The organism is Mesorhizobium sp. P2_B11, assembly GCF_056404855.1.
Map to the genome: position 1 here is coordinate 14,512 of NZ_JBFUDF010000005.1, position 13,766 is coordinate 28,277.

Consider the following 13,766-nt stretch of genomic DNA (forward strand, 5'->3'; position numbering starts at 1 on the left):
CATCATAAACAGCGAGGGGTTTCGAGGCGCGAAGTAGAGAATGGCAGCCAAGACGATCATCAGCCGGCCCATTTACGGAACCCTGTCTCCGCAGCCCGGCAAGCATCATCTTTTTCTGGCGGATGCGGAAGGCGCGCTGGCGATCGTTGATATGGCAAAGACGGCTCCGCCCGGCTTCTTCGACGGGGTGGAAATCGTCTTCATTCCCGGTCCCGACGGCAAACATGTCGCCGCCCTCGAAGCACTGAAGCCGGCGCAATTCCATGTGGCGCCGTCCTTTGCCAGCCTCTTGCCGCGGCTCAAGCAGACGCTGACCAACGCCCATATGGGCCTGCGCCTCTATCTCGCCGGCACCGAAGGGCTAGTCGGTCAGGCCATGCAGGTGGCGCTCGAAGCCGGCATTGACCATACCTCGATGCAGACCGAGCACCGCGGCTCGCTGGCGCGGCGCATGCAGTGCGTACACTGCAAGGGCATCACCGAAAACGTGACGACGCAGCCGGCGACGTGCTCGCATTGCGGCCTGCTGCTTCTGGTGCGTGATCACTATTCAAGGCGTCTCGCCGCCTTCCAGGGTGTGTGCATCAACGCCGAGGATCGCAGTGAAATTCCTCCGGTCGAGGAGGCTTTCCCATGAGCACCGGCACCACCAAGCTCGATGTGGTGGTCAGCGATGTCGTTCCGGTCAACGACCTCGTCACCCGCTTCCATTTCCGCCGCCGCGACGGAGAATTGCTGCCGACCTTTTCCGGCGGCGCCCATGTCGTGGTCGAGATGCGCGACGGCGACCTCACAAGGCTCAATCCGTATTCGCTGATGGGCTCGCCGCTCGACACGCGCGAATACACCATCTCGGTGCGCCGCGACGATGTCGGCCGCGGCGGCTCGCTGTTCATGCACCGGTCGGTCAAGCCCGGCCTGGAGATGGTGGTCAGCTACCCCGTCAATCTGTTCTCGCTCGATCTCAGGGCCAAGAAGCATCTGATGCTGGCTGGCGGCATCGGCATCACGCCGTTCATGGCGCAGACCGCGCAGCTCGCCGGGTCCGGCGGCAATTTCGAACTGCACTACACCTGCCGCACCGCTTCGCTCGGCACCTATGCCGATGTCCTGCAGCAGCGCTACGGCAACCGGATCAGGCTCTATCACGACGATCTGGACCAGCGCATCGAGCTCGACCGGCTGCTGTCGTCGCAGCCGCTCGGCACGCATCTCTATGTCTGCGGCCCGGCCGGCATGATCAACTGGGTACGATCCCGCGCGGCCGAACTGGGCTGGCCGCCGGAGACCGTGCACTACGAACATTTCGCGGCGCCCCAGCCCGGCCTGCCCTTCGACGTCACGCTTGCCGTCAGCGGCAAGACCATCCGCGTCGGCGAACAGCAGAGCCTGCTCGAAGCCGTCGAGGCAGCCGGCGTCGATCCGCCCTATCTCTGCCGCGGCGGCGTCTGTGGCCAGTGCGAAACCAACGTCATTTCCTATGACGGCAAGTTCATCCACAACGACCACTGGCTGAGCGAGGAAGACCACCGTTCCGGCTGCAAGATCATGCCGTGCGTGTCGCGCTTCGAGGGCAAGTCACTGATCCTGGAAAGATAGGAGGCGAGCTTGGGCATCACCTTTCGCAAGGAAACGTTCCGCGACGATTTCACCTTCAAGAACAGCCCGGAGCACATCAGGCGGTTTCCGTTCCCGTTCCACGAAGACAGCTACATGTATGCGGTCAACATCGAGCCGCATGTGGTCGGGCCTAGGGGCAGCGTGCTGGAAAACCTGATCGACGTTGACGAGCACTATGTCGCTGAGATGCAGGACCGCGCGCTGGTGCTGGCCGAGGATCCGCTGCGCTGCCAGTCGCTGCCGCACATGACGCTGGCCGGCTGGGATCTGCTCGAGCTCCTGATGGAACAGCAGGCGCTGGGCTATCCCGAGCATTTCACGCTTGAGCGCAACGGCGATCGCTGGCGCTGGATCAACCGGCCGCTCGGCATCGACGACACCTTCACCTTCGGCGACACGTCGACGCTGCCTTACGGTCCGATGGAATACATCACCCGCCAGAGCCAGGGCGATTTCTGCATTCTCGACCAGCGCGACGGCAATCTGTGGATGGATGCCGGCATGGTCACCACCCAGGCCGACTGGTCGCTCGATTTCGACATCGGCATGAACTTCTTCGAATGGCACGCGCCGGTGCCGCTGGCGCATGAGAAGGGGATTTTCGTGCGGGCGCTGAAATTCCTCACCAACATCCAGCAGGGCAAGCCGGCGCGTCGCCTGAACTGGACGATGACCATCAACCCGCGCCTCGATACCAGCCCCGAAAATTATCACAAATGGGGACCGGACCGCGCCACGGTGACGCCCGAAAATGTCGGCGACAAGGTGCATCTGCGCGTCGAGCTGCAAAGCTTCTGGCGCCTGCCGCGTTCCAACGGCATCGTCTTCCCGATCCGCTGCTATCTCATCAAGATGGACGAGCTGGTGACGCAGCCGAAATGGGCAAGGCGCCTGCACCGGGTGATCCGTGATTTGCCGGAGGAGCTCGCTACTTACAAGGGCCTGACGCGGTATCGGCCGACGTTGGTCGAGTGGTTGTCGAAGCTGGATGATGGCAGTGCGACGAGCCCTGGGTTTGGGCCGGATTGAGCGTGAAGCGGCTAATCTCCCCCCTCGTGGGGGAGATGCCCGGCAGGGCAGAGGGGGGCGCGAAGGAACTCGGCCTTCCCAGCCTCTGCTGAAAGCCCAGCAATCCTCTGAGATCACTACGATCGGTTGATAAGTCGGCGGGACAGCGCCCCCCTCTGTCCTGCCGGACATCTCCCCCACAAGGGGGGAGATTAGCTAACCCGCGCTGTTCTGCGGGTAACAAATAATCGACAAATACCGCATCGGCAGTTTCGTCAGCTGCTCCGGCCCATGCGGCGCATCTGCATCGAAGAACAGGCTGTCGCCGGGCTTCATCGGGTAGAGGTTGCTGCCGTGCCGGTAAACGACCTCGCCCTCCAGCATATAGAGGAACTCCATGCCCTCATGCTGGAAGGTCGGGAACACATCCGAATCCTCGGTCAGCGTGATCAGATAGGGCTCGACGACGACGCCGCTGGTGTTGGAACCGATATGGCCGAGCAGATTGTACTGGTGGCCGGCGCGCGTGCCGCGGCGCTCGACGTCGAGACCTTCGCCGGCTTTGACGAAGACCGCGCTGCGTTCTTCCTCGAAGCGGCGGAAGAAGGCGGTGACGGGAACGCCGAGTGCCCGCGACAACGCCTGCAGCGTGGTCAGCGACGGCGAGGTGATGCCATTCTCGATCTTCGACAGCATGCCCAGCGAAATGTCGGTGGCGACAGCTAGATCGGCGACGGTGATGCCGAGCTTCTTGCGGAATGCGCGCACCTCGCGGCCGATCGCAACCTCCAGCACCTTTTCGCGCGTGTCGCGAATGGCGTGCGGGTTCTGCGTCAGCGGCGTGCGAATGGTGCGCCCGTCAGCGGCCTTCGCCAGCGGCTTTGCCTTCGCCGGAGCGCCGGGCTTGAGATCGGATGCTGTCTTCGCCATGTCGCCGCTCCCATCGCAGATTTATTTCACTCAAGGTGAACATATTCGCTGCCGATACAGAAACGCAACCGCCACAGCAAGCCCCTTAAGTCGAATGGTGTCGGGTCCGGATTTGCGCTGTCATCGGTTTTGCGGAAAATCCGCCGGGAGGAAACGCGGTTTCGCCACAAGGCCTGTTGACAGCATCGAAGGGGCAATTAGTGTGACTGTGAGTGAAATTTGTTTCGTAAGAGCAATCCCGGGAAAAGCGTGAAACGGTTTTCCCACAGGAATTGCATCAAAGTTGAAATGAGACCGGGAGGCCTGCCATGAACACTCGCGTTGCCGTCATTGGAGCCGGACCCTCCGGCCTTGCCCAGCTCAGGGCCTTCAAATCCGCCGAAGACAAGGGCGCCGCTATTCCCGAAATCGTCTGCTTCGAAAAGCAGTCCGACTGGGGCGGCCTGTGGAACTACACCTGGCGCACCGGTCTCGACGAGCACGGCGATCCTGTCCACGGCTCGATGTACCGCTACCTCTGGTCGAACGGGCCGAAGGAATGCCTGGAATTCGCCGATTACACATTCGAAGAGCATTTCGGCCGGCCGATCGGCTCTTATCCGCCCCGCGCCGTTTTGTGGGATTACATCAAGGGCCGCGTCGAGAAATCAGGCCTGCGCAAATGGGTGCGCTTCAACAGCCCGGTGCGCATGGTCACCTTCTCGGATGTGACGAAGAAATTCACCGTCACCGCGCATGACCGCACCAACGATGTCACCTATTCCGAAGAGTTCGACAATGTCGTCGTCGCCTCCGGGCACTTCTCTGTCCCCAACGTTCCCTATTTCGAAGGCTTCTCGACCTTCAACGGCCGCATCCTGCACAGCCATGATTTCCGCGACGCGATGGAGTTCAAGGGCAAGGACATATTGATCATCGGCCGCTCCTATTCGGCCGAGGACATCGGCTCGCAATGCTACAAATACGGCGCCAAATCGATCACCTCCAGCTACCGCTCCAAGCCGATGGGCTTCAAATGGCCGGAGAACTGGAAAGAAGTGCCGCTGCTGCAGAAGGTCGTCGGCAAGACTGCGCACTTCAAGGATGGCACGACCAAGGATGTCGACGCCATCATCCTGTGCACCGGCTATCTCCATTCCTTCCCCTTCCTCACCGACGATCTGAAACTCAAGACCGCCAACCGCATGTGGCCGCTCGACCTCTATGAGGGCGTCGTCTGGGAGAAGAACCCGAAGCTGTCCTATATCGGCATGCAGGACCAGTTCTACACCTTCAACATGTTCGACGCGCAGGCCTGGTTCGCCCGCGACGTCATCATGGGTCGCATCAAGCTGCCGTCGCCCCAGGCCATGACCGAGCACGGCGCCAAATGGCGCGCTCGCGAAGAGACGCTCGAAGACGCCGAACAGATGATCTGGTTCCAGGGCGACTACACCAAGGAGCTGATGGACCAGACCGACTATCCCGGTTTCGACGTCGAGGCGGTCAACCAGACCTTCATGGAGTGGGAGCACCACAAGGCGGAAGACATTATGAGCTTCCGCGACCACGCCTACCGCTCGCTGATGACCGGCACCATGGCGCCGCTGCATCATACGCCCTGGCTGCAGGCGCTGGACGATTCCATGGAGAGCTATCTTGAAGTGAAAGGTGTGGCGGCTGAGTAGGCTGCTTCAATCCAGAGGAAAGTCGGGCGCCGCATCCGTCTCGGTCACTTTGGACGAAATGAGATCGCAGTCGTTGGCCCAGTCGGGGCCATCGCCGCGCATCGCCATCATGTCGGCCATCAGCAGGAACTGCATGGTTCGGAGCGCCCAGTCGGCCGGCTCTTGCGGCCATGCGAAGACGCCGGCGGCGTCGCCGCCGAATTTTACATCGTGGCAGACGAATTCGACCTCGACCTTCCAGGATCGCAGCGCGGCACCCGGCGGCGGGTAGGGCGGGTCGGGAAGCTCGAAGTGATTGGCGACCAAGAGCTTTGTCGGCTCCGTCGGCTCGATGCCCTTGGCCTTGAAGGCGGCGACGGCGTCGTCGCGAAAACGCTCGAGCAGGCCGTCCCGCGTCAGTCTGTAGGTCGAGCGGAAGAAGCCACCGCCCCAGACTGATTGGTCCTTGTCGTTGGACATCAGCAGCGTGGCGCGGAAGCGCCGCAGCCTTGGCGCCAGCACCGCCCAGTTGCAATCGGCCGGGCTTGCCGGCGCGGCGATGAAATCGTCGAGCAGATCGCTGCCGCGCACATTGGCATTCAGCACCGAACAATCCTCGCCATAGATGTGCCAGAGCCGCCGAAGTTCGGCGGCCGTGATGCCCGGCTTGCGCAGTTCCTCGACCGAGGCGCGGACCCGGGCAATGGCATAGGCCGTCGCCGCGTCCAGCGTCTCGAATCCCGAAACCAGATGCTCGCCATCCGGCTCGCCGGTCCTGGCCATGTCGAAGACGAGAACGGTAAAAGGTGGAGCGCCCGGCTCGGCCATGCGACAGCTATCCCAGCCTCGCCCGCGCCTTCGCTGTCCAGGCGTTGAACAGCCGGTCGGCGACGATGCCGATGAAGGCGATGGCCAGGCCGGCGACGATCCCGCGGCCGGAATCGGCTTTCGACAGCGCGATGAACACTTCCTGGCCGAGATCGCGCGTGCCGACCATGGCGCAGATGATGATCATCGCCAGCGCCATCAGGATGGTCTGGTTGACGCCGAGCATGATTTCGGGAAGCGCCAGCGGCAATTGCACACGAAAGAAGGTCTGGCGCGGCGTGCAGCCGGAAACCTTCGCCGCCTCGATCAATGCCGGCGGCACCTGCCTGATGCCGTGATTGGTGTAGCGGATCGCCGGCACCACGGCGAAGGCGATCGTTGCGATCATGGCGGTGACGTCGCCGACCCGGAACAGCATCACCACCGGAATGATGAAGCAGAAGGACGGCAGCACCTGCAGTGTGTCGATGATGGGCGTGACGATCTTTTCGAAGCGGTCGCTGCGCGCGGCCATCAGGCCAATCGGAATGCCGATCAGGCACGCGATGAAGGCCGAGATGCCGCAGAGATAGACCGTCGCCATGGTCTTTTCCCACAGGCCCGTGATGGCGCAGAAGGCGGTCAGCGCCGCGACCAGTGCCGCCAGGCGCAAGCCACCGAGCTGATAGCCGGCAAGGCCGAGCAGGGCCACGGCGCCCAGCCACGGAAAGCCTTCGCAAAAGGCGCGCAGCGGGTTCAGCACATTGAGGATCAGCGCCACGCGAAAGGCTTCGATCACGTCGAAGAAGTTGATCGTTATCCAGTTGACCGCCGCTTTCCACAAAGGCGCGGTGGTGAAGGTAATCGCCTTCGGCACCGCCGCGAAGGCGGGCACATAGAGGCTGAGCAGCGTGGTGACGATCAGGATGGTGACGGCTAACGTCAGATTGGGATAGCGGCGCCACAAGGCCGGGCTCACCGCTTGATGTGCCTGGCCCTTCGCCTGCTTGTGCGCGATGGCCTGGCTCAGCCGGTCGAGTGCGATGGCCAGCGCGACAATGGCAAGGCCGGCTTCCATGGCTTCGCCGACCTTCAGCGCGCGCAGCGCCAAGAGCACGTCGTAGCCGAGCCCGCCGGCGCCGATCATCGAGGCGATGATGACCATGTTGAGCGCCAGCATGATGACCTGGTTGACGCCGACCATCAGCGTCGGCCGCGCCGAGGGCAGCAGCACTCGCCACAGTTTCTGGCGCGCCGTGCAGCCGGCCATCTCTGAGAAATCGTCGATCTCGGAGGGCACGCGCGAAAGGCCAAGCATCGTCGCCCGCACCATAGGCGGGGTGGCGAAAATGGCGGTGGCGATCATTGCCGAGACCGGGCTGTTACCGAACAGAAGCAGCATCGGGATGAGGTAGGCGAAGGTCGGGATAGTCTGCATCAAGTCAAGGGCAGGGGAGATGATGAGCCGTTCCGCCCACGGCTTGCGCCATGCCCAGATGCCGGCGAACAGGCCGGTGACGATGCAGAACGGCACCGCGATGGAAATCAGCGCCAGCGTCAGCATCGCGCTGGTCCATTGGCCGAACAGTGCGATGTAGAGGAAACAGCCGCCGACCAGCAGGCCGAGTTTGCGGCCGCCCGCCGCATGCCCGGCGATGAAAGCGGCAGCGCACACGCCGACCCAAGACAGGCGCGGCAAACTGAAGGCATCGGCGCCATGACCGATCTTGAAATTCTTGGCGAGAAGATTGAGCGCGAAATCGAGTGGCACGCCGAGCACTGCGGTGATCGAGCGGGTCAGCCACGAAAAGTTCGACTTTATCCAGCGCATCAGCGCGCTGACCCAATCGGCGACAGGCACGACCGCATCGGCCGGATAGTTCACGGCCCAGGGCAGCCGGTCCTGCAGCAGGAACACCACCAGCACGGCGGCAAGGGCAAGCACCCAGATCACCAGCCAGCGCTGAACCGGCGGCCGCGCATCGCTGGCGCTTGCCGTCACCGTCATGCGCCGGCTCTTGGCTTGTCCAGGCCGGCCAGTAGCCCGATCACCGCTTGCGGCGTCACTTCGCCGATCGGCTTGCCGGTGCCGTTGACCACCGCGAATGGTTTTCCCGAGGCGACGATGCTGGCCGAGAAGCTGGCGATCTTGGCATCGGGCGAAACCGTGCCGCCATGCTCGGTACCATCGTAGGCGCGCATCAGGCTGCGGGCCGAAATCACCTTGGCACGGTCGACGTCGCGGGTGAATTCGGCGACATAGTCGGTCGCCGGATTAACCACCAGTTGCTCAGGCGTGCCGATCTGGATGACCTCGCCATCCTTCATGATGGCGATGCGGTCGGCCAGCCTGATCGCCTCGTCGAAATCATGGGTGATGAAGACGATGGTTTTGTGCAGCATGGTCTGCAGCCGCATCAACTCGTCCTGCATCTCGCGGCGGATCAGCGGATCGAGCGCCGAGAACGGTTCGTCGAGGAACCAGATCTCCGGCTTGGTCGCCAGGCTGCGGGCAATGCCGACGCGCTGCTGCTGGCCGCCGGAAAGCTCGCGCGGATAAAAATGCTCGCGGCCACGCAGGCCGACGAGCTCGATCACTTCACGCGCCCGCGCTTCGCGCGTCGGCCGATCCTGGCCCTGAATGCTGAGGGGGAAAGCGATGTTCTCCAGTACATTAAGATGCGGCAGCAGCGCGAAATTCTGGAACACCATGCCCATGCGATGGCGCCTGAGCTCGATCAGCGCCGCATCGGAAATCTTGAGCAGGTCGTTGCCTTCGAACTCGACCTTGCCGTGGGTCGGCTCGACCAGCCTGGACATGCAGCGCACCAGCGTCGATTTGCCGGAGCCGGACAGGCCCATGATGATGAAGATCTCGCCCTGGCGTATTTCGAGATCGACGGCGCGCACCGCGCCGACCAGCCCGGCAGCAGTGATATCATCTGTGCTGGCCTTGCCGTCGCGCTCGCGGATGAAGCTGGCCGCGCCCGATCCGAACAGCTTCCAGACATTGCGGCAGGCAAGCTTTATCGGCCGCGCATCCTTTGGCGCGCCAGCTGCCTGCGGTTCAGTCGCTTCCGTCATCCAATGGTCCTTCTGGAAAATAGGGATATAGACCCGGCCGTTACGGCCGGGTCTGGCTTCCAGTCGGAGCGGTTACTGCGCCCAGGCTTTCCAGTCGGCCTCGTGGGCGGCAATCCAGGCGGCGGCGACCTCTTCCGGCGTCTTGCCGCCGAGGTCGATGTCGCCGCTCATCTTGTTGAGCTCATCGGTGTCGATCGTGTAGGCCTTGGCCACCTTGTAGGCGACCGGCCATTTGTCCTTCATGCCGGACCAGGAGTATTTCCAGATCTCGCCATGCGGCTTGCCGCAGTCATATTTGGCGTCGGGATTGATGCCCCATTTCGGATCGGTGTAGCACTCGGGCGTGTATTCCGGGAATTGCACCCACTCGCCCTTGTACTTGGCCGGCGCCCAGTGCGGCGAATAGATCCACAGCATGATCGGCGCCTTGCGCTGATAGGCCGAGTCCAGTTCGGCGAACATCGCTGCGTCGGTGCCGGCATGGATGACGGTGAAGGGCAGCTTCAGCGCCTCGACGCGCTCGTCGTCAAAGCCTTCCCAGGTCACCGGGCCGCCGAGATAGCGGCCCTTGGGCGCGGTTTCCGCCGTCGAGAACGCCTCGGCGCATTTCGGGTCCTTCAGCGCTTCCCAGTTCGGCAGGCCGGGGCATTTCTCCTTCATGTACTCAGGAAACCACCACTCTTCCTTGGCCTTCGGACCAAGCTTGCCGAGCCGCTCGGTCTGGCCGGTGGCGTCGGACGCCTTCATGGCTTCGCCGGCGGTCGTGTCCCAGAATTCCAGGCCGACATCGAGGTCGCCATTGGTCAGGCCGGTGGTCAGGCTGGAGAGGTAGTCGGCGGTCGGATATTCGACGGTGTAGCCGAGTTTTTCCAAAATGCCGCCAAGGATCTTGGCGTTGAGGTTGACGCTGGTCCAGTCGAACAGCGCGATCTTGATCGGGTCGTTGGATTCAGGTGCGGCCGCTTGCGCCGCCGATGTCAGTACACTTGCCGAGGCAAGTGCGAAGGCTCCCATTGATAGGTTCGAAATCACACTGCGAAATGACATGCTTGTTCTCCTGTCAAACCATGTGGAAATTCTTAGTCGTTCCCTTCTTGCGTCTTTTCTTGATTGTGTTGGAAAGGCGGGTCGTTGCGCAAGCTCGTTTGCACCATTGCCTTGCAGCCGCGATCGGCGCAGGCGAGATGGTGCTCAATCTGGTGGTGGTATGATGCTGGATGAGCCCGCATCATGGCATCGCATGGATTGCTGCGCGAGCAATCGTCAATGGATCGATCGCCGCTCCGGCGGCGCTCTGAGACGTGCGAGCCATCAAGGTCCCATGATCTCGGCCGGCGAGCCCCATCCCCGCCAAGGCCGTTTCATGGGATGAAATTATATATACCAACGTTCATGCGGCGCAACGGCTGATGCCCTGCGCCCTGCGGAATTTCAGACTGGTCGATTGCCGACCGCCAGAGCTGACCTCACGACATGATCAGGCCGCCATCGACATTGATGGTCTGGCCGGTGATGTAAGTGGCGTCGTTGCTGGCGAGGAAGCTGACCAGGCCGGAGACATCCTCGCCGCTGCCGGCACGGCCCATCGGGATGTTCTTCACCCATTCGGCCATCAACTCGCCGGGCTTGTAATCGCCCATCAGCTTGCCCCAGGCGGCGTCATTATAGGCCCACATGTCGGTGTCGATGATGCCGGGGCAGATGGCGTTGACGGTGATATTCTCCTTGGCCACTTCCTTGGCCAGGCTCTGGGTGATGCCGACGACGCCGAACTTCGACGCCGCATAGTGCGGCGTGTAGATGAAACCCTGCCGTGCCTGGCCCGACGCGGTGTTGATCAGCCGGCCGCCGTCGCCATGCTTGCGGATGCGCGCGATGGCCTCCTGGCAGCAGAGGAACACGCCCTTGGTGTTGACCGCCATCACCTTGTCCCACTCGGCCTCGGTCATCGCCTCGATCCTGGCGATGGTGATGACGCCGGCATTCTGCACCGAGATGTCGACGCGACCGAATTCTCGTTCGGCCAGATCGTAGAGGGCGGCGACCTCATCCTTTTTGGTCACGTCCATTCGCATCGAGACCACCTTGGCGCCGGCCGCCTTCAGGCTGGCGGCGACCTCGTCGACACGCGGGTCGATGGCGCTGACGACGACAGCAGCACCCTCGGCCGCGAAGCGTTTCGCCATCGCCGCCCCGATGCCGCCGCTGGCGCCGGTGATGACGGCCGTCTTTCCCTCGAAACGCTTCTGCATTTTTCCTCCTACCAACAGACAAAGCCGCCATCGACGATGAGGTCGACGCCGGTGACGAAACTCGCGGCGCGACTGGCCAGGAACACGGTCGGGCCGACCATCTCTTCCGCCGTTGCCATGCGGCCCATCGGCGTGTCGCGCTCGAAGATCTTCACCTGTTCGGCGACTTCCGGGCGCTTGTTCATCGGCGTCAGCGTGTAGCCGGGGCTGACCACATTGACCCGCAGGCCACGATCGGCCCATTCCATGGCGAGGCTCTTCGACATGTGGATGACCGCAGCCTTCGACGAATTGTAATGCGCCTGGGTCAGGTCGCGATTGACGATCGAACCCGACATCGAGGCGATGTTGATGATCGAGCCCTTGCGCCGTGTCAGCATCCTGCGCGCCTCGGCCTGGCACGACAGGAACACGCCGCTGACATTGACGTCGTAGATTTTCTGCCACGTCTCCAGCGACATCGTCTCGGCCGGTTCGGCTCCGGCAATGCCGGCATTGTTGACGGCGATGGTCAGCGCGCCGAGTTCTTTCTCGGTACGCTCGATCGCGGCTGCGAGGTCGGCCTCCGAGGTCACCGTGCCGGTCAGCACCAGCGCCTTGCGGCCAAACGCCGAAATCTTGTGTGCGGTCTCGTCCAGCCCGCCCTTGGAGATGTGGCCGAAACAGACGACATCGGCGCCGGCTTCGGCCAGGCCAATGGCAATCGCTTGCCCGATGCCGCTGCCGGCGCCGGTCACCAGCGCTACGTCTCCATGTAGATCGAATAGTTTCATTGTCGGTCCCTCTGCTCCAACTGCCGGCCACTCGAAATGAAGGGGCGCCAGTCTTTTTGCTGGCGCCCCGCGCGGTCCGGTCCTTGGGAGGATATCACCTGCTGCGCTGTGTTCCGATACTTTGCGTTACCCTAACTTGTCGCAAGTTCCATGACGGCGACGTTGCTGGCCTCGCTGCGGTCGAGAATGCCACGCTGGCGGCCACGGCTCAGCACCAGCACGCGATGCGACAGGCCGAGCACTTCCTCGAGGTCGGAGCTCACCACCACCACCGCCATGCCGGAGCGGGCGAGGTCGGCGATGACATCGTAGATCGCTGCCCGCGCACCGACATCGATGCCGCGCGTCGGCTCATCCAGGATGAACACCTTGGGCGGACGCGACACCCATTTGGCGATGATCACCTTCTGCTGGTTGCCACCGGACAGTTTTGACACCGCCTGGTTCGGCTTGCCTTTGACGCCGAGCCTGGCGATGCCGGCCTCGGCGAATTTCTGCACCGCCTTTGGAAACACCCAGCCGTTCGGCGCCACATGGTCGAAATTGCCGAATGCCAGGTTCTCGCCGATCGTCTGGTCCAGCACCACGCCTTGCGCCTTGCGGTCTTCCGGCACCAGCACGACGCCGGCCTTGATCGCCGCCGCCGGTCCGCTGAGATGCACCGGTTTGCCGGCCACCCGCACCGAGCCCGACGAGATCGGATCGGCGCCGGCGATCGCCCGCACCAGCTCGGTGCGACCGGCGCCGATCAAGCCTGCAATGCCGAGGATCTCGCCTGCTTTGACCGAGAAGGCGACGTTGTTGAAACTCTTTTCCGGCGAGGACAGGTTCTCGACCTCGAGCAGCGTTTCCTCGCGGGGCGGCGTCAAATGCGGAAACATGCGCTCGACCGAGCGGCCCACCATCTGCTCGACGACCGTGCGCACAGGCACGTCGGCGCGTTCGTGGCGGGCGACGATGCGCCCATCGCGCATCACCACCACGCGGTCGGCGATCTCAGCGATCTCGTCGAGACGGTGGCTGATGTAGATGAAGGACATGCCTTCCGCCTTGAGCTTGCGGATCTGCTGGAACAAAAGCTCCGTTTCCTCGCCGCCGAGCGCTGCCGTCGGCTCGTCGAAGATCAGCAATTCAGCGTTCAGCGTCAGCGCCTTGGCGATCTCCACCTGCTGCTGGGCGGCAATGCGCAGCGTGCGCACCTTGCGCTCGGGCGAGACGTCGAGGCCGAGCCGCTTCAATTGCGCCGAGGCCCTGGCGTTCATCCCGGCGCGGTCGATGCGGCCGCCGCGCATCGGCAGGCGCCCGACATAGACGTTTTCCGCCACCGACAGGTCCGGCAGCAGCTTCAGTTCCTGATGGATCATACCGACGCCGGCATCGATTGCCGCGGCGGGGTTGGCGGGGGAATAAGGTTTCCCCCGCCAGGTGATTGAGCCGGCATCGGATTTCGTCGCGCCGGCGATGATGTTCGAGACAGTCGACTTGCCGGCGCCATTCTCGCCGAGCAGTGCCACGACCTCGCCCGGTCGCACCTCGAAACTCGCATCGGCCAGAACCTGCACCGGTCCGTAGCTCTTGCAGAGGCCGTGGACGAAGAGCCCGTTGTGCGGGCTTTCGCTGAGGCGTGGATCAGGAGACATCGTTGC

At 63.0% G+C, this 13,766-nt stretch carries 12 protein-coding genes; 4 read left to right on the forward strand and 8 right to left on the reverse strand.

Annotated features, from left to right (window positions below; all coding sequences use genetic code 11):
* Positions 1-40 precede the first annotated feature (40 nt).
* Genes AC1DYJ_RS16675 through AC1DYJ_RS16685 form a run of 3 tightly spaced genes read left to right on the forward strand, consistent with a single transcriptional unit; the run spans position 41 to position 2,649 of the window.
* The gene (locus AC1DYJ_RS16675) at positions 41-637 is read left to right on the forward strand and encodes a dimethylamine monooxygenase subunit DmmA family protein (protein WP_477286724.1); all 597 of its coding nucleotides are present in this window, start codon (positions 41-43) and stop codon (positions 635-637) included.
* Entirely contained in the window at positions 634-1,599 is a 966-nt protein-coding gene (locus AC1DYJ_RS16680) for a PDR/VanB family oxidoreductase (protein ID WP_477286727.1), read from the forward strand. Before AC1DYJ_RS16675 ends, AC1DYJ_RS16680 begins: the two co-directional genes overlap by 4 nt.
* 9 nt (positions 1,600-1,608) lie before the next feature.
* A complete protein-coding gene (locus tag AC1DYJ_RS16685; protein WP_477286729.1) occupies positions 1,609-2,649 on the forward strand; it encodes a heme-dependent oxidative N-demethylase family protein in 1,041 nt (346 codons plus the stop codon).
* A 195-nt stretch (positions 2,650-2,844) separates the two neighbouring features.
* Here AC1DYJ_RS16685 and AC1DYJ_RS16690 read toward each other — a convergent pair whose 3' ends face one another.
* Positions 2,845-3,558 (reverse strand): helix-turn-helix domain-containing protein, encoded by a 714-nt coding sequence (locus tag AC1DYJ_RS16690; RefSeq protein WP_477286731.1) that lies wholly within the window; start codon positions 3,556-3,558, stop codon positions 2,845-2,847.
* A 308-nt stretch (positions 3,559-3,866) separates the two neighbouring features.
* On the opposite strand from AC1DYJ_RS16690, the gene AC1DYJ_RS16695 reads away from it, so the two are divergent.
* Positions 3,867-5,225 carry an NAD(P)-binding domain-containing protein gene (locus AC1DYJ_RS16695; protein WP_477286733.1) on the forward strand — a complete coding sequence of 453 codons (1,359 nt, stop codon included), beginning with the start codon at positions 3,867-3,869 and terminating at the stop codon, positions 5,223-5,225.
* Between the two features lie 6 nt (positions 5,226-5,231).
* Here AC1DYJ_RS16695 and AC1DYJ_RS16700 read toward each other — a convergent pair whose 3' ends face one another.
* The 7 genes from AC1DYJ_RS16700 to AC1DYJ_RS16730 form a co-directional block, all read right to left on the reverse strand.
* Positions 5,232-6,032: a hypothetical protein gene (locus AC1DYJ_RS16700; RefSeq protein WP_477286735.1), complete on the reverse strand. Its 801-nt coding sequence runs from the start codon at positions 6,030-6,032 to the stop codon at positions 5,232-5,234.
* 7 nt (positions 6,033-6,039) lie between these two features.
* Complete coding sequence (locus AC1DYJ_RS16705; protein WP_477286737.1) at positions 6,040-8,019, reverse strand: ABC transporter permease; 1,980 nt, start codon at positions 8,017-8,019, stop codon at positions 6,040-6,042.
* Positions 8,016-9,095 (reverse strand): quaternary amine ABC transporter ATP-binding protein, encoded by a 1,080-nt coding sequence (locus AC1DYJ_RS16710; RefSeq protein ID WP_477286739.1) that lies wholly within the window; start codon positions 9,093-9,095, stop codon positions 8,016-8,018. The genes AC1DYJ_RS16705 and AC1DYJ_RS16710 overlap by 4 nt, the downstream gene beginning before the upstream one ends.
* Positions 9,096-9,167: 72 nt before the next feature.
* On the reverse strand, positions 9,168-10,142 hold the full coding sequence (locus AC1DYJ_RS16715) for an ABC transporter substrate-binding protein (RefSeq protein WP_477286741.1): 975 nt from the start codon (positions 10,140-10,142) through the stop codon (positions 9,168-9,170).
* Positions 10,143-10,561: 419 nt separating this feature from the next.
* Entirely contained in the window at positions 10,562-11,347 is a 786-nt protein-coding gene (locus tag AC1DYJ_RS16720) for an SDR family oxidoreductase (protein ID WP_477286743.1), read from the reverse strand.
* An 8-nt stretch (positions 11,348-11,355) separates the two neighbouring features.
* Positions 11,356-12,120 (reverse strand): SDR family oxidoreductase, encoded by a 765-nt coding sequence (locus AC1DYJ_RS16725; protein WP_477286745.1) that lies wholly within the window; start codon positions 12,118-12,120, stop codon positions 11,356-11,358.
* Positions 12,121-12,251: 131 nt separating this feature from the next.
* Positions 12,252-13,760: a sugar ABC transporter ATP-binding protein gene (locus AC1DYJ_RS16730; protein ID WP_477286747.1), complete on the reverse strand. Its 1,509-nt coding sequence runs from the start codon at positions 13,758-13,760 to the stop codon at positions 12,252-12,254.
* Positions 13,761-13,766: the final 6 nt, after the last annotated feature.